Below are 18,433 nucleotides of genomic sequence, written 5' to 3' on the forward strand. Positions count from 1 at the left end.
GCAGCGAACATGAGGAACGGAAGGGGGTACGATGATGACCAAAACAGGATTCAATCTGGCGGCTCTTCAATTTAGTGAACAAGATTTTCTGGATGCAGGTCCGATCGCGGTCAATGAGCTGCGAGATTCGGATATTGCAGTCATCGGAATGAGCTGCAAAATTGCCGAAAGTGAAAATGTAGCTCAGTTTTGGGAGCTTCTACGGGCGGGGCAGGACGCTATACGTCCTTTTCCTGCCAGTCGCAAAAAGGAGCTGGAGAGTCTCTTCCAAGTCGGACTGTTGAATGAACAAACGGCACTAAATGAAGGTGGGTTTTTGGAGGAGATCGACAAGTTTGATTATCCCTTTTTTCAACTTTCTCCAGCAGAAGCACGGTTAATGGACCCGAACCAGCGGTTATTTTTGGAGTCTGCTTGGACTGCGATCGAAGATGCGGGATACGGGGGCAACAAGCTCTCTGGTAGCCGGACGGGAGTCTATGTGGGCTACAGTAGTGATTTTGGCGAGGAGTACAAGCGTTTTGTAGCAGAAATGGCGCCTTCCTTAGCTTCCTCAGCGATTCCAGGCAATATCCATTCTATGATTGCCAGTCGAATTGCCTATCTATTGGACTTAAAAGGACCCAGTCTGTTGGTGGATACAGCATGTTCTTCTTCTCTGGTAGCTATTCACCTAGCCTGTCGGGATTTGCGGCACGGGGATTGCGATACGGCGATTGCTGGGGGAGTAAAAGTTACACTCGTGCCTGTAAAAGAGGGAAAAGGCGGGGGGCTGGGGGTAGGCTCCTCGGATGACCGGACGAGAACATTCGATAGCATTTCGGATGGCACAGGCGGGGGAGAAGGTGTAGCTGCTGTTCTACTCAAGCCCTTGAAGCGGGCCATTCAGGATCACGATCATATTTATGCTGTCATTAAAGGAAGTGCTGTGAACAATGACGGGACTTCCGCCGGGATTACGGCGCCCAATTCGCTGGCCGGAGAGGATGTCATTGTACGGGCCTGGAAGGATGCTGGGATTGACCCGGATACCATTACATATATCGAAGCTCACGGGACAGGCACCAAACTGGGTGACCCAGTAGAGATTGATGGTATACGGAGAGCTTTTCGGCAGTATACCGACCGGAAGCAATTTTGTGCCATAGGCTCAGTCAAAACTAATGTGGGTCACTTGGATAACAGTGCGGGAATCACGGGCTTTTTGAAAGCAGTACTTGCTTTGAAGCATGCAGAAATCCCGGCGAGCCTGCATTTTACCTGTCCGAACCCGGACATCAGCTTTATTGATTCACCTGTATATGTGAACGATAATCTGCAACCTTGGCCTAAGGAGAATTTTCCGCGACGCTGCGGAGTAAGCTCGTTCGGTCTGAGTGGTACGAACTGTCATGTCGTTCTGGAGGAAGCCCCGGCTTGGGCTGATATGCAGGACGGTGGTCAGTTGGGACAGGGAACCGCAGAGACGATTCAGCTTTTTACGTTGTCTGCCAAAAATGAAACAGTGCTTGCAGCCTATGTGAAGCAATATCAGCAATATGTCACAGAACCCCAAGCCTATCCGTTACGCGATCTTTGTTACACCGCCAATACGGGGCGGGGGCACCATAGCTATCGTTTGGCGATTTTATGCCGGGACTGGAATGATCTGGGGGCAAAACTGGATCAGATTCAGACCTCTGCCTTCGGCTTCAGCGGACAAGCACAACAAGGAGAGCTTATACCGGGCGTATATTTTGGACGTCATAAGGTGGTATCTGCCCAAAAGGAAAAAGAAGCGGGTGAGCTTACGCTGGAGGAATCCAGAAGTCTGACAGCTGCAGCCCAAGAGAAACTGACCCAGTCTCCAATCGAATTTCACACCCTGAATTCTCTGTGCCGTATGTATGTTGAGGGGGCAGATGTGGAATGGGAGAGGTTATATGAAGGCAAAGCTTGCCACAGACGCAGCATTCCCACCTATCCTTTTGAACCTAAGCGATGCTGGGTGGAAGTAGAGGAAAAGGCTACAGCCTCGCAAGCTTCCCAAGTTCGTAAATTCACAGAGTTGGAAGAAATGCACCCACTTTTGGATCGTTGTTTGGCAGAAACCGAGGGACAGGATATTTATCTGACACGCTTCTCTGTGGGGAGTCATTGGGTACTAAGCGAGCACAAGATAATGGAAAGCTGTATTGTACCGGGAACCACTTATCTGGAAATGGTTAGAGCAGGGCTGGAAAAATACAAGCGTCCAGGCAAGGTGCTGGAACTGTATGACGTTCAGTTTATTTCTCCGCTCATTTTGGAAGTAGAGGAAGAAAGAGAAGTACACACCATTTTGCAGCAGGAAGGTGAGACGTTTTCGTTTAAGGTGATAAGTCGAACGGGACTCTCAACTCAGCCGTGGGAACAGAATTGGGTAAGGCATGCACAGGGGCGGGCGATGTTTGTACAGGCTAGCCACCCTGTTATGAATCTGGACGATATTCGGACTGAATTTAACGACCAGGAAGTAGTAGTGGGCGAAAATCACGCTGAAGCAGCCGCTGCCTTTTCATTCGGACCGCGATGGGAGACATTGCGTACGATTGCAATTGGAACAGACCAAGTGCTGGCTAGACTGGAGCTGCCCGCAGCCTATCATATGGACTTGAGACAATACGTGCTCCATCCGGCTTTGTTGGATGTGGCAGTCGGGGTAGCAAGCCAGAGCTTGGGAAATGGTCTGTTCTTGCCATTTTCATATCAAAAGCTGCGTATTTACGACTCACTCCCACAGCATTTTTACAGCTATCTGCGTAAAAAAAGCAAGGTTAGAGAAAGTGGAGAAATTTTAACGGTAGATGTGCTCATTCTGGATGCTGAAGGTCAGGTACTGGTGGAAATTGAAGACTATGCTGTCAAACGAGTGCACGAGGCGGATTTCAAACGAAATCGGTACACAGAACATCATAAATACCATCAGCTTGTATGGAAAAAGGAGGAGCAAGCATATGCCGAGCATGAAGCAGACACAGCAACCCGGACCACAAATAATTCGGTATTCTCCGCACCGCTGGAAACGATTTTATTATTCACAGATAACCGTCCGATCGGTGTAACGCTACGTGGAGAGTTGGCCCAAGAAGGGTATGATGTGGTCGAAGTAAAGCGGGGAGTCAGCTTCGCTAAACTGTCAGACCATGCTTACTTTTCTAATGGTACCGAGGAAGATCATATACACCTGTTGACAGAGGTGCGATGCCGGAACGCTAAGAAACTGATATATCTCTGGAGCGGGCAGTCTATGGTTCAGCTATTTCATCTGGCCAAAGCAATCACACAGACCAAGCCTGCTGTTCAGGAACTGACAGTGATCGCTGAGCAGGCTTATCAAGTGAACGGATTGGAAAATGAATTAAAGCCGGAACATGCGGGCTTGTTTGGACTGGCCCGGGTCATCGGTCAGGAATATCCCGATTTGACTTGCCGTTGTCTTGATATAGATACGAACACCCGGATTTCCGACATCACTCACTCCTTATGGCACGGAAATGATGATACATTTCTGACCGCTTGGCGTAACGGAGAACGTTATGTAGAGCAAATTGAGCCCGTGGATTTGATGGAAAGTAAGGCTGACCCGATTACGATCAGACCGCAGGGAGTCTATGTTATTACTGGTGGTACTGGCGGGCTGGGGTTGGCAGTCGGCCAATGGCTTGCTACGAAAGGGAAGGTCACGCTGGGATTACTGGGTCGCACACCATTGCCACCCAAAGAGCAATGGGAAATCATTGCATACGCAGATTCGAACATCAGTCCAAACTTTAGGCAGAGTTCAAAGCCAAATATGAATACAAGAATGCTGAATACGATTACCGCCTTGCTGGAATTGGAGCGGCAGGGAGCTCAGGTAGAATATTATGCTGTTGATGTAGCTGACGAGGCGGCTATGAAGCAAGCCATGAATGAATTTCGCCACAAGTATGGGGCTATTCACGGCATCATCCATGCTGCGGGTGTGGCAGGAGACGGTTATATGGCGCTCAAGAGTCAGGACCGCTTCAACGAGGTATTGGCTCCCAAGATAACAGGCACACATGTGCTTGACCGAATTACAGCTTCGGATACACTGGACTTTTTTATTCTTTTTTCATCCGTCACTTCGCTGACGGGTGGACCAGGACAAAGCGACTATACGGCGGCCAATGCTTATCTGGATGCCTTTGCCGAGTGGCGGAATCAATCCGGCCATCGCACACTTTCCATCAACTGGGCTCCTTGGCAGGAAACCGGGATGGCTTTTGAGCACAAGGTTGATTTCCAGGAGAGCTTATTCCATGCTCTGTCCACACAAGAAGGACTGGCCGCTTTTGAACAATTATTGCTTCATCCCGTTTCGCGTGTCATTGTGGGCGGATTGCACTACGCTCAGGTGGCCGCGCTCGATTCTACTGCCATTCCTTTCGGCTTATCTCATGAAATGCGCGCTATTTTGGAACGTCATCGTCGGCTTCTACATAATCGTGCGGTCATGTCATCCGATGCTGTGCGTCGTCCTGTACAGCTGCATGGTCGAGGGACAGGAGAATACAGCTCATCGGAAAAGGTGATCGCGAGCATATGGGCGGATGTGCTGGGGCTTGATGAGCTGAACATCTATGACAGCTTTTATGAGCTGGGAGGAGACTCCCTGATTGCCAGTAAAATGGTGGGACAGATGAATCAGAGCTTGTCTACAAAAGTGGATATCAGCGATATTTTCAATTATATGACGGTCCACGAATTAGCCCTGTATACGGATGGAGAAGCGAAGCAGCCCCTTCTGGCAGAAACGGAGCTGCCTTCACCCCGATCAGCCGGCTCAAATCTGATTATTCGTCCGCCGCAACAACGCGAGGTGTATCCTGCTTCATCGACACAGCGTCGATTTTATATGATGCGTCAGATGGCAGGGCACAGTACTTTGAACAACCTATGCAGTGCGATGACCATCACGGGTGATCTGGATCATCATCGGTTGGAGGAAGCCATATATGCGGTGATTCTGCGTCACAGTTCTCTGCGCACCGCTTATGAACTGCGGGATAACGAACTGGTACAGATCGTGTATCCGGAGGTAGATTTTTCGCTGGAATATAGTGAAGAGGATGGGCGCGAGTTGGAGGCGTATGTGGACGAATTTATCCGTCCCTTTGATCTGAATTGCGCGCCGCTTTTAAAGGCAAAGCTGGTCCAGCTGGAGGAGAATGTTCACCTCTTTCTGTGTGATGTTGACCATATTGCAGCCGATGGAGCCTCAATTGGTATTTTATTAAGTGAAATGATACAAGGCTATTCGGGATATGATCTATCGCAACTGCCTATGCAATATACCGATTTTATACTTTGGCAAAATCAGCGTCTGGACAGTGCCGAGATGAAAAAGCAGGAGGAATACTGGCTGGACGTATTTAAGGGAACGCTGCCTGTACTTGATTTGCCTACAGATGAGCCGCGGGCTGCGCAAATGAGCAATGCCGGGGATGTTTATACATTTGAGCTAAGCGAGGAACTAACAGCTTTGGCAAAAGAAACAGCGGTACAGCACGGGGTTACGCTTTTTATGCTTCTGTACGCTGTTTATAGTACATTATTGGCAAAATATGCGAATCAGGAAGATATCATCATTGGCACGCCAAGCGCAGGCCGTCAATCGGAAGAAGCGCAACACATGATTGGGCTGTTCATCAATACACTGGCCCTGCGGACTGCACCAACCGAAGATAAGCCGTTCTCGACCTATTTGCAGGAGGTTAAGAAACACGCGCTTGAAGCATATAAGCATGAGGATTATCCCTTTGAAATGCTGCTGAATCAGCTTGACGTGCCGCGAGACCGGAGCCGAAATCCGCTATTTGATGTTCAGTTTATTTCCCAGAACTTTAAGGGGGAACCGATGAGCATCGACGGGCTTTGCTTTACTCCGTTGGAAGCTAAAATGGAGGCTGTACAAGTTGATCTAACGGTCATATGGCTTGAAAATGAAGGCAGGCTGCGTTTTCACTTTGAATATGCGACCCAATTGTTCAAGGAAGAGACCATACGTCGACTTGCCACTTATTACGAAAATCTTTTACAAGAAGTCGTTGCGGATGCTACACGCCCGATTGGCCTCATTTCCATGAATCATGCGGAAGAAAAGCAGCGATCCCTGTACGAGTGGAATCAAACCCAGGTGGATTATCCGCAGGAAAAGCTGGTTCACCAGTGGTTTGAAGAACAGGCTGAACAGCACCCTGATCGGATTGCTGCCGTTTATGGGCAGCATTCACTGACATACAGACAATTGAATACTAGAGCGAATCAGCTAGCGCGGCACTTGCTTGCCTATCAGTTGGCACCAGACCAAGCTGTTGGTATTTTGGTCCCCCGTTCGCTGGATATGCTGACCAGCATGCTTGCTGTACTTAAAGCAGGAGCAGCCTATGTCCCTATGGACCCGGAACATCCGACGGAGCGGGTGGCCTACATGATGGAGGACAGTGGCGCAACTGTGCTCCTAACTTCTGTGGAAAGTGTCAGCATAACCTCACTTCGTTTTACAGGGGCTGTCGTTGATGTAAGTGATCCGGCCTTGTACAGCGGAGATGCGGATAATATAGCTTTGGCGGGCAAGGAGCTTCTGGCCTCTCACCATCTGGCGTATATTTTGTACACGTCGGGATCATCCGGTAAGCCCAAAGGTGTGATGGTAGAGCACAGAAATGTAACGAATTATATCACGGCTTTTCAGCATGAGTTCCACTTAACGGCTGAAGACGTGGTGCTCCAGCAGGCAGCCATTACCTTTGATGCATCCGTGGAGGAAATATACCCTACATTGGCAGCAGGGGGAACGCTGGCTATGGTTTCACGGGATGAACTGAAGGACATCCAATTGCTCAATCAATTCATTCGCCAGCAGCAAGTGACCGTGGTCAGTGCCTCGCCATTTATTTTGAATGAGCTGAATCAACTGCCTCCTTTCCCGCATATTCGCATTTATATTAGCGGTGGGGATGTGCTGAAAAGTGAATATGTTACCCGCTTGCTGCGCTCCGCAAAGGTCTACAATACGTACGGACCGACAGAAGCGACCGTCTGTGCGACCTATTATCGTGTGCCGGATACTCCAGATGTTCATCCGCTGCCTATCGGACGACCTGTTGCCAATGCTGCGGTATACATCATGAATCGCAATAGTACGGATGTTATGCCTATCGGGGTACCCGGTGAAATCTGTATCTCAGGCCGGGGGGTTACACGCGGCTACATGAACCGCCCCGAACTGACGGAGCAGCAGTTTGTAGCAAACCCATGGATACCAGGCGAGCGGATGTACAAAACGGGTGATCTGGGCAGATACCTCGAAGATGGGCAAATTCAATTTTTAGGAAGAAAAGATCAGCAGGTTAAAGTGCGGGGCTACCGTATCGAACCGGGCGAGATTGAAAAATCGTTGCTCCAGCACCCGCATATACAGGATGGGGTTGTGCTGGTGCAGGAAGTTCTACCAAGTATGCAAGAGCTATGCGCCTACATCGTGACGGATCAGGAGTTATCGGTGGCAGAACTGAAGACCCATCTGTCGGCAATCTTGCCTGATTATATGATTCCGTCTTACTTTGTTCGAGTCGATGCAATCCCGTTAACACATCATGGAAAAATCGATCGTCATGCTTTACCGCAGGTAAATGAAAGCATCAAGGTCGGCACGACCTATGTACAGCCAGCTACACTTTTAGAAGAGCGCCTGGTTGAGCTTTGGTCGGAAATCCTGCACCGGGAGCAGATTGGTACACAGGATGATTTTTTCCTGCTGGGTGGACAATCCTTGCTGGCAACCAAGCTGGTCTATCTTATTAATCAAGAATGGAATGTAAATCTGTCGCTGCGTGATTTCTTCCGGGCAGGCACGGTTCAAGGATTAGCGAAATGGATAGAAGAAATTCAATCAGGCCGTGAACATGGAGTATTAGTGGAACAAGACGGATTAATTAAGCCCTTTGATCTCCGGCAAAAGCCGTTGTTCCGCATTCAGGTTATTCATCAGCCCGCAAACCGTCATTTGCTGTTCATTGATATGCATCATATTATTACGGACGGTCTTTCTCAGGAGATTATCGTCGAGGAATTCGCCCGTTTATACGGTGGCATGAACTTGCCGGAATTGATGATCCATTATAAAGACTACGCTGTGTGGCAACGTGAGTTTATGAACAGTACCGAATTCCGGCAGCAGGAGCAGTTTTGGCTAGAGCTTTTTCAAGGGGAAATTACAGAACTGCAATTGCCTACGGATTATTCACGCCCCGATGTGAGAAGAGGTGAAGGACGAGCCGTTCATTTTGAGCTGGATCAGGAATGGACGTGGAGATTAAAACGCTTTGCCCTGCAACAAAATGCCACAGTATTTATGGTTTTATTGGCGGTCTACAACCTATTGCTGGCCAAAGCCAGCGGGCAGGAAGATATTATCGTCGGTATTCCCGTATCCGGCAGAACCCATGCGAGTCTGAGTCCCCTGGTGGGTATGTTCGTCAATACGTTAGCCCTTCGCAACACGCCGAAGAAGGACATGACGGTGCAGGAATTTTTAATACAGGTCAAGGAACATTCTCTTCAGGCTTTTGAGCGTCAGGACTATCCATTTGAGCAACTGGTTGAGAAGCTGAATTTGGCTGGCCGAACAAGCCGTAATCCGCTGTTCGATACCATGTTTGCAATATTGAACGAGTCTTCCCGTACCATCGTGGAATTACCTGGCCTGAAATTGACCCCATGTGATGAGGTGGAATATACAGGAGCACAATTTGATTTAACATTTACCGCAGCCATGACCGACCAGCATATCGAATGTATCCTTCAATACGATGTAGATCTCTTTACTGAGAAGACGGTTGAACGCTTGAGCCGGGAATATCTTCAAATTTTACGTTCGATCCTTATCAATCCACAGCAAAAGATTGGAGAGCTTCGAATAGAAGAGGTGGCTGTTAACCCGAATGAGCATTACCAAGAGAAAGAGCTTGAGCCCGCAGGTATCCATAAGGAAGAGGGCTGGACGAATGAGCTTGCGGTTGCACTTTCGGATTCGGTGAGTGAGGCAGAATGGAAGACGCTCGTCCACGATTTCAACCAGACAGAGATGGATATGGGATCTATAAAGCTATTGCATCAATACTTTGAGGATCAAGCAAGTCGTAACCCTGAACAGATCGCTCTTATTTCCGGTCAACAGCAGCAGATCAGCTACCAGGAAATGAATCGGCGGGCGAATCTGGTCGCACATACTTTACTAGACTCCGGCACCCAGCCAGAGCAAGTAGTAGCTATAGTTATGGAGCGCTCACCGGAAATGATTGTTGCTTTGTTAGGCGTGTTAAAAGCAGGGGCGGCATATCTTCCCATCCATCCAGCCGATCCGAAGGAACGGATTCGCTATATCCTGGCAGACGCTGGTGCCGAGTGGATTCTGACCCATCAGCGCTGCCATGACAACTGGATGGATGAAGAAATTCAGCGGGTCATCGACGTTGATTTATTGTGTCAGGATCAGCAAGAACGCGATAATCCAGAGCTTGCCATTCAGCCTGATCATCTGGCCTATGTCATCTTTACCTCCGGCTCAACCGGGCAGCCCAAGGGGGTAATGGTGGAACACCACGCCTTTAGTTCACGAGTGGTATGGCTAGCACAACAGCTTGAATTAAGTGAGCAGGACACAGTACTGCAAAAAGCATCCTATACCTTTGATGGTTCCATCGTCGAACTGTTCAGCTGGTTTATGGGCGGAGGACGATTGGTATTACTGGAGGCTGGTGCAGAAACGGATACCCGTCAAATGCTGGATACCATTTACCTGCATCAGGTTACGGTGGCTTTCTTCATTCCTACTGTGCTGCAGATGTTTTTGTCAGAGCTTTCAGTCGAGGATACGCTTCAGGCAGCCACTTTGCGTTGGGTCATGTCAGGGGGCGAACCGTTAGGCCAGGAGCAAGTGCGAAACTTTAATCTAAAGTTCCCGGAGGCAAAATTACTAAATCTGTATGGACCTACGGAAGCCAGTGTGTTTGCAACAGCCTATACGTGTACATCTGTATCCCCGGAAGGTCCGATTTCCATCGGACGACCCGTGGGCAATACTCGGGCCTATATCCTAAACCAGGAACTGGCATTGGTAGGTTTGGGACAGGTAGGAGAGCTTTGTCTGGGAGGGCGCCATCTGGCACGCGGGTATGTACATCTGGATGAACTTACGGCAGAGCGTTTTATCCCCAATCCTTTTGTACCGGGTGAGCGAATCTATCGCACAGGCGATCTTGCCCGTATGCTGCCTAGCGGCGAGATTGTTTACTTGGGACGGTCGGATCAAATGGTGAAAATCGGGGGCTACCGAATTGAGACGGGTGAGATTGAAACAGCTCTTTTGCAAAATCCGGCGATTCAACAGGCAGCTGTGCTGGATTGGATAGATGAGCAGGGCAACAAGTATTTGTGCGCTTATCTGGTTATGCAAACCGACTGTACCGTTCGAGATTTAAGGGCATTTTTGCTGGAACGATTGCCGGAATATATGATCCCTTTACGTTTTATGAGGGTCGAGAACATGCCCCTTGGTTCAAGCGGAAAGCTGGACCGTAAGGCGTTAGATGCCTTGGGGATAGAGCTGCCTTCCGGCAAAGAGCTTACACCGCCACGTAACGAAATGGAACGGAAGCTGGTCCTGTTGTGGGCGGACATTTTCAAAACAGGTGCAGTAGGTATAGATGATCATTTCTTTGAGTTCGGTGGAGACTCGTTGCTGGCTCACCAGTTTATTTTGCGTGTGCGTCAAACGTTGGCCATTGAGATGACTTTAAAAGATCTTTTTGCAGCTCCGACCATTCGACAACTTTCGGATCTCATAAGCTCCAGAAGAATTGAATACCATCACGAGGTTGAAGAGACGGTCTGTTCCTTGATTCCTGCCGCCGCTCCGAGTGCCTATTATCCAGCCTCATCTGCTCAAATGCGTCTTTTTATGATGCACGAGCTGAATCCAGAGGATCTGAGTTACAACCTACCAGGCGCTATTATGCTGGAAGGAGAGCTGGACATCGCCAAACTTCAAGAAGCCTTCCAAGCGCTTATTCAGCGTCATGAAAATTTTAGGACGACATTTGATGTGATCAACGGTGAAATTATCCAGCAGATTCATGAATCTGTTCCATTAAATATTGAGTTTTTTAAAACAGAGGAAACGGAGATTAGCAACATACTTCGGGGCGCTGGAAAGCTAATAAAGGAAGTCGTCCCTGTTCAGCAGCATGCACTGTCATCGGTAAAAGTAGAGAAAAAAGAACGCCGACGGAGGGAGATTTAGCATCATGCATTATGAAGGATATGAAACATCTTCGGCGCAAAAGCGGCTATATCTGATAGATGATCTTCTCGGACCTAACATTATCTATAACATGCCCAGCATCCGAATGATCAAAGGACCGCTGAAGCCGGAGCGATTGTACAGGGCATGGTGTAGGCTGACAGAACGTCATGAGGGCTTGCGAACATCGTTCCTACAAAAGGACGGTGAGGTTTTGCAACTCGTCCATGAATCCATTGACGTATCCATCCCTTATAGAGAACATTCGGGTCAGAGTACGGATAAGCTTGTTAACGAGTTTATCCGTCCATTCAGTCTGCATGAAGTCCCTCTATGGCGGGCTGAGCTAGTACCCTTGGCTGATGAGGAGCTCCTGTTCCTGTTTGATATCCACCATATCATTGCAGACGCGGTAACCATCAACATTATATTTGAAGAGCTGATGGCTCTGTATCACGGGCAGGAGCTTGCTCCATTGGAGTTTCAGTATGTCGATTATACGATTTGGCAAAACGATCAATTAAGCGACATTCATATTCAGAAGCAGGGTGAATTTTGGTTGAACCAATTTACAGAAGATGTCCCGCTGCTGTCGTTGCCTACGGATGGAAAAGGGCTAAGATCCGATTACAGCGGCGGGGTTGTACCGTTTTCTATTAAAGCTGATACAGCTGACTCCTTGCGGGCATTATGCTTGCAGCACAATGTTACGTTGTATATGGTTCTACTCGCCGCATACAGCATCCTTCTGTCCAAATATGCCGGACAGGAGGATCTGGTCATCGGAACACCTGTCGCTGGAAGAACTCATTCAGAGTTTGAAGGGATTGTGGGCATGTTCGTGAACACGCTCGCTTTGCGCCAGAAGCCGCTGGGAAGCAAGCGGTTCTCTGCTTTTCTGGAAGAAGTGGCAGACCGAACCTTCGCTGCTTTTGATCATCAGGATTATCCCTTTGATATGCTGGTGGAGCAGGTCAATCCTGAACGAATCAGCGGACGCAATCCTTTATTTGATGCATGCTTTGTATTGGAAAATGTACCGCAGCCTGTCGTGCAGGCAACAGAGGTCACGTTTTCTCCTTATAGCTTTGAGCATAAAATCTCAAAATTTGATATCACCTTGTATGCATACGAAATGCAGGAGGGTATAGGGCTGGAATTGGAATATCGCAAAGCGTTGTTTAAGGAGGAAAGCGCCAGCCGCATGCTGCGGCATTTTGCCAGAATTGTCGAGATCATTGGCGAACAACCCGATATTCGGATTGAAGATATTGATATGGTTACAGAAGAGGAACGCACTGTTCTCCTTCATACTTTTAATCAGACCAGCAGCAAAAATGCATATGAAAAAAAATTGCATGGAGTACCCATCCATCGTCTATTCGAACAGCAAGTGATACGGACGCCTGACCATCCAGCTGTGAACTGGAAAGAAAAGCAACTAACGTATGAGGAATTAAATGAACGTGCTAATCAATTAGCTCGGGTTTTACGGCAAAAGGGGGTTCAGGCTGAGGATGTAGTTGGAATTTTAGCTACGCCTGCGCTGGAAATGATTGTCGGTATATTGGCTATTTTGAAGGCGGGGGCTGCTTATTTGCCGATTGATCCGCTCTACCCGGATGAACGAATTCAATACCTTTTACAGGATAGCCAGGCGAAAATATGCCTTCTACCAACTGCCAGCACCAGACGTTTTCCTCAGGCGGAAACGCTGCTGCTCACAGACCCGAGTCTATATACGGGAGAGTCCTGTAATCTGGAGGACAACAATCAGGCACGCAATGTGATGTACATTATTTATACTTCAGGGTCAACAGGACAACCGAAAGGCGTAATGATTGAACATCAATCCTTTGCCCGCCTGGTACTGGAGCCGGGACCGCTGAAGATTACGCCAGAGGATCGAATATTGCAGACGTGTTCCCTGGCCTTTGATGTGTCGGTTTATGAATTGTGGGGAACGCTGCTGAGTGGAGCAACCTTGTATCTCATTGAAAAAGAAGAGCTATTATCTGCCGACATACTCGGAATGAGGATGGCACAGTATCAAATCACGATGGCATGGTTTACAGCCCCGCTTCTAAATCAGCTGATTGATGACAAACCATCCATCTTCGCCGGACTTCGTCTGATCATGACTGGAGGAGACGCCTTGTCTCCCCAGCATATGAGGCTCCTTCGCGCCGCACAGCCGGATTTAACGATTGTGAATGCGTACGGTCCTTCGGAAAACACAATTTTTACGTCGTTTCATACGATTCAAGAAGACTATGACCATAACGTGCCGATTGGCAAGCCTGTCGCCAACACGCAGGTCTATATCTTGAACGCGTCCAATCAACTACAGCCCATTGGTGTGCCGGGTGAGCTGTGTATTGGCGGTGAAGGACTAGCGCGTGGCTATTTGGCTCGTGAGGAATTAACGGCAGCCAAATTTGTTACGCATCCGTGGTTGCCGGAAGAGCGAATGTACCGTTCCGGAGATTGCGCTCGATGGTTGGCTGATGGAACGCTTGAATTTTTGGGTCGCATGGATCACCAGGTCAAAATTCGGGGCTTCCGTATTGAAACTGGCGAGATTGAGGCTCGGCTTGCTCACATCGAGGGGATTCAGGAAGCAGTCGTTCTTGTTCGCCAACACAACGATGGGATCAAATACCTCTGTGCTTACTTTGTCTCCGATGCAGAAATGTCACCAGCGGAAGTTCGATTGGAGCTTGCAACGTATTTGCCGGATTACATGATTCCTGCCTGTTTGATCCGGCTTCCTCGTTTGCCGCTGAACGTGAATGGCAAAGTGGATCGGAATGCTCTGCCGGAGCCTGATCTTGAAGCACTGCGAGAAAATGAATATGTACCACCTTGTAACGAACTGGAACAGGAGCTGGTTCGCATCTGGTCGATGGTTCTGCCCTCGAACCTCCCCATGGATCGCATCGGGGTAATGGACAATTTCTTCACCCTGGGAGGGAGCTCGCTCAAGGCTACTAAGCTGGTTTCACTGGTTTTGCGTGAACTGGGCATCGACCTGCCACTTACCAAATTATTTACTTACCCTACCATTCGTCAACTGGCAGATGTATTGAAGGGAAGGGCGAAAAGTGTGTTTCCAGCCAGACCAGACACGCTAGTCCTCTTAAAGCCTGGTACATCGCAGGATAAACATCTTATTTTCATCCATGATGGAAGTTTGGATGTCAGTTGCTACATGGAATTGGTAAACGAACTTACGGCTACATGGAATTATTGGGGCATAAAAATGGATGCTTCGATTCTTGCTGGAAATAAAACAGCTGGAATGAAGGAAGCCGCACATCGGTATGTAGGTCAAATCAAAAGTATTCAAGAGAAGGGTCCTTATTATATTGCCGGGTGGAGTATGGGGGGAACGATTGCTTTTGAAATGACCCGCCAATTGGAAGAGCAAAAAGAACGTGTTGAGCTCTTGACGATTCTGGACACACTTCCGCCTTTGAAGTATGGCAAGGAAGATCATTGGGACCGTCATATTCAAGAGCTGGAAAGAATGGACGAAGATTTGGATTTATCGCTGTGGAAGCGAGCATTTCCAGACAGTGTACTTCCTTTGCTGCCTGAATTCAATGAGTTGGGACGGAATGAATTACTAGAACGCTTTAAAAGCGTAAATCATTGGGTGAAAATGCAGCATGTTTACCAGCCAGATCGAGCTGTAACAGCCCCTGTATGTTTGTTTATTTCAGAACATACCTGGGAATTGGGATATAAAGGGTGGGAAATGTATTGTAAGGGGGAAATGTGTACCCATAAAGTGCCTGGCGATCATTTTTCCATCGTAAAAGGGGCTCAAGCTGTGTCTGTAGGTTTGGTGCTGAATACATTTTTGAGGTAAAAACATGCTCCTGCTTGGAGGTTGAGGACCACAAGCAGGAGCTTTTGTTTAATATGAACATGTGAGTTGATTTGTAATATTAATTAACATGGTGTATAAAAACATATGGTAATGTATGAAAAAACCCCTTGTCTGCTTCCAGATTTTATAGTAAAGTATCCAATAATCAACTTTGTATGAAACTAATATTCACTACCTGTGAGTATTTATCACACATTCTCCATGACCTAACACAATCCTCTTCCTTTTTATGATATTACATCTATTCCACTACCCTACTGCATCTCTAACACCACTAGATTATAAATGCTTTCTGTGCCTGTATCCTTCAAAAAAAGCCTGTCCATAACCTACATACCTTCCCTACTATTACACCTATTTGATGAACTCGGAACTTGGGACTACAGCTTGAGGACAAGCTTGTCATGCCAATCCAAAGGAATTGGTATTCATCCGGTATCAACGAATTAACAATATATAAGGTGCGAAAGGGGTTCGCTGCATGAGCAAAAAGTACGTAAAACACAAGATCTGGGCCGTACTGCTGGTACTTGCGCTAGGAACGGTTTTGGTGCTTTCCGGTTGTGGGGGATCAGGTGAAGGAGCAAAACCAGAAGCAGGACAACCGCCAGGTGGAGCGGGAGAAGGCGCGCAAGACACGTTGATCTATGGGCGTGGCGGAGATTCCGTGGCATTAGATCCTGCCATTGTGACTGAAAGCGAGTCGTTAAAAATCGGAATACAGGTGTTCGATACACTACTGGAATACAAGGAAAGTACCACGGAGATTCAGCCGGGGCTCGCAGAGAGCTGGGAAGTATCACCGGACGGACTTGTCTATACGTTCAAGCTGCGTCAGGGCGTAAAATTCCATGACGGAAGTGACTTTAACGCAGAAGCAGTTGTATTTAACTTTGACCGCTGGGTTGATCCAAAAAGTCCATACAAATTTGAGGGTGACTCGTTTGACTATTATGATTCTATGTTTGGGCCTGATGGAAGCAGAGTGATTAAGGAGGTTAAAGCGGTGGATGCGAATACCGTCCAGTTTACACTGAACAAGCCGCAGGCTCCTTTTTTACAAAATATCGCTATGCCATCCTTTAGTATTGCAAGTCCCAAGGCTATTAAGGAGAAAAAGGCTGATTTTAAAAATAATCCGGTCGGCACAGGGCCGTTTGTATTTAAGGAATGGAAACGTAACGATACGATCACCTTGGAGAAGAATCCTACTTATTGGAAAGAAGGACAGCCAAAGTTGGCTAAGGTCATCGTTCGTTCCATTCCAGACAACACTGCGCGATTTAATGCTCTGCAAAACGGGGAAATTGACCTGATGGAAGATTTGAATCCGGATGATGCGAAGCAGTTAGAAGGTAACAGCGAGTTGGTAAAAATCGAACGTCCCTCCTTTAATGTGGCATACATTGGATTTAATTTAAAGAAAAAGACATTTAGTAATCCCAAGGTACGGCAAGCACTGAATCACGCAGTGAACAAACAGGCCATTATTGATGCATTGTTTGCGGGCGAGGCCAAGCCTGCGGTCAATCCGATGCCGCCTACGTTATGGGGATATGACGAAAGCATTCAGGACTACACATATGATCTAAATAAGGCTAAATCTTTGCTAGCGGAAGCGGGTTTTCCTAACGGACTTCCAGAGCCGTTAACCTTCTATGCAATGCCTGTATCTCGCCCATACATGCCTGACGGCAAAAAGGTAGCAGAGGCCATTCAAGCTGATTTTGAAAAAATAGGAGTCAAAGTCAACATTCAATCTCCAGAATGGGCTACGTATCTGGATGATCTTAAAGCTGGAGAGAAGGATGATCTGTACATGTTGGGATGGAATGGGGATAATGGCGACCCGGATAATTTCCTTTACACATTGCTCGACAAGGACACGATCCCAGGCAATAACCGCAGTTTTTATGTGAATGAGGAACTTCACAAAATACTGGTAAAGGCGCAGGTTGAGGTTGATCAAGAGAAGCGTGCGGAATTGTATAAACAAGCACAAGTCATTATTAAACAAGATGCACCTTGGATTCCCTTGGTTCACAGCACGCCGTTGATGGCAGGCAAAGCCAATCTTAAGGGTTTTGTACCTTGTCCGGCAGGTATTGAAGCGTACAGTAATATTTATTTTGAATAGCCCAAACGCAAGCAGGCGGTGAATAGCATATGAACTCATATATTGTAAAAAGGCTGGCCATATTGATTCCCGTATTGCTGGGGATGACGCTTATCGTGTTTTCGATTATTCATGCTATTCCTGGTGATCCGGCGGAAACGATATTGGGGGACAAGGCCACGGAACAGTCCAAACAGGCGCTACGTGAGCAATTAGGGCTGGACAAGCCGTGGTTACAGCAATATGGGACCTATCTAAGTGAGCTGGCACGAGGGGACTTGGGCGATTCCATTCGAACCCGGCAGCCGATTGCCCGGGAAATGGTTCCTTATCTGGCGGCTACGCTGGAGTTGACGGTAGCAAGCATGTTTTTTGCCGTTGTCGTGGGTATGAATGCAGGCATCGTAAGTGCCTGGAAGCGTAACTCTTGGTTTGACTATGTCAGCATGGTCATTGCCCTGGTCGGAGTATCGATGCCGATTTTTTGGCTGGGCTTGATGGAGCAGTGGATCTTTGCTAATAAGCTGCATTGGCTCCCTTCCATTGGACGTATGAATTCTCGTGATCCGGTGGAAGCTGTGACACATTTAGCCGTGATTGATGCGGTCATAGGTGGACGTATGGATCAGGTATGGACCGTCATCAAGCATTTGATCCTGCCCAGTATCGCACTGGGAACGATTCCAATGGCGGTCATAGCGCGTATTACCCGTTCCAGCATGCTGGAGGTGATGGATGCGGACTATATCCGAACGGCTCGGGCGAAGGGGCTGGCATCTTTTCAAGTCGTATACAAACATGCGCTTAAAAATGCTGCGATCCCTGTGCTTACTGTCATCGGTCTTCAGACCGGATCGTTACTGGGAGGCGCCGTACTGACAGAGACCATATTTGCCTGGCCCGGCATCGGACGGTACATTTTTGAAGCGATCAGCTCGCGTGACTATCCGGTTATCCAAAGCGGAATTCTAATCATTGCGTTCCTGTTCGTCATCATTAATCTGATTGTCGATTTGCTGTACGCTGTTCTCGACCGGCGTATTCGTTATCAGTAATCAAGTCGTCAATTGGT

At 48.0% G+C, this 18,433-nt stretch carries 4 protein-coding genes; all 4 read left to right on the plus strand.

Annotated features, from left to right (window positions below; translation table 11 throughout):
* The first annotated feature begins 34 nt into the window (after nucleotides 1–34).
* The 4 genes from HFE01_RS00935 (at nucleotide 35) to HFE01_RS00950 (ending at nucleotide 18,416) form a co-directional block, all read left to right on the plus strand.
* Nucleotides 35–11,350 (plus strand): non-ribosomal peptide synthetase, encoded by an 11,316-nt coding sequence (locus HFE01_RS00935; RefSeq protein ID WP_167438336.1) that lies wholly within the window; start codon nucleotides 35–37, stop codon nucleotides 11,348–11,350.
* Nucleotides 11,351–11,354: 4 nt separating this feature from the next.
* Entirely contained in the window at nucleotides 11,355–15,224 is a 3,870-nt protein-coding gene (locus HFE01_RS00940) for a non-ribosomal peptide synthetase (protein ID WP_107734044.1), read from the plus strand.
* A gap of 502 nt (nucleotides 15,225–15,726) precedes the next feature.
* A complete protein-coding gene (locus HFE01_RS00945) occupies nucleotides 15,727–17,382 on the plus strand; it encodes an ABC transporter substrate-binding protein (RefSeq protein ID WP_167438292.1) in 1,656 nt (551 codons plus the stop codon).
* Nucleotides 17,383–17,411: 29 nt separating this feature from the next.
* The gene (locus tag HFE01_RS00950) at nucleotides 17,412–18,416 is read left to right on the plus strand and encodes an ABC transporter permease (RefSeq protein ID WP_017426444.1); all 1,005 of its coding nucleotides are present in this window, start codon (nucleotides 17,412–17,414) and stop codon (nucleotides 18,414–18,416) included.
* Nucleotides 18,417–18,433 lie beyond the last annotated feature (17 nt).

Origin of the sequence: Paenibacillus sp. EKM10P, assembly GCF_011800655.1 — a bacterium.
GTDB lineage: Bacteria > Bacillota > Bacilli > Paenibacillales > Paenibacillaceae > Paenibacillus > Paenibacillus polymyxa.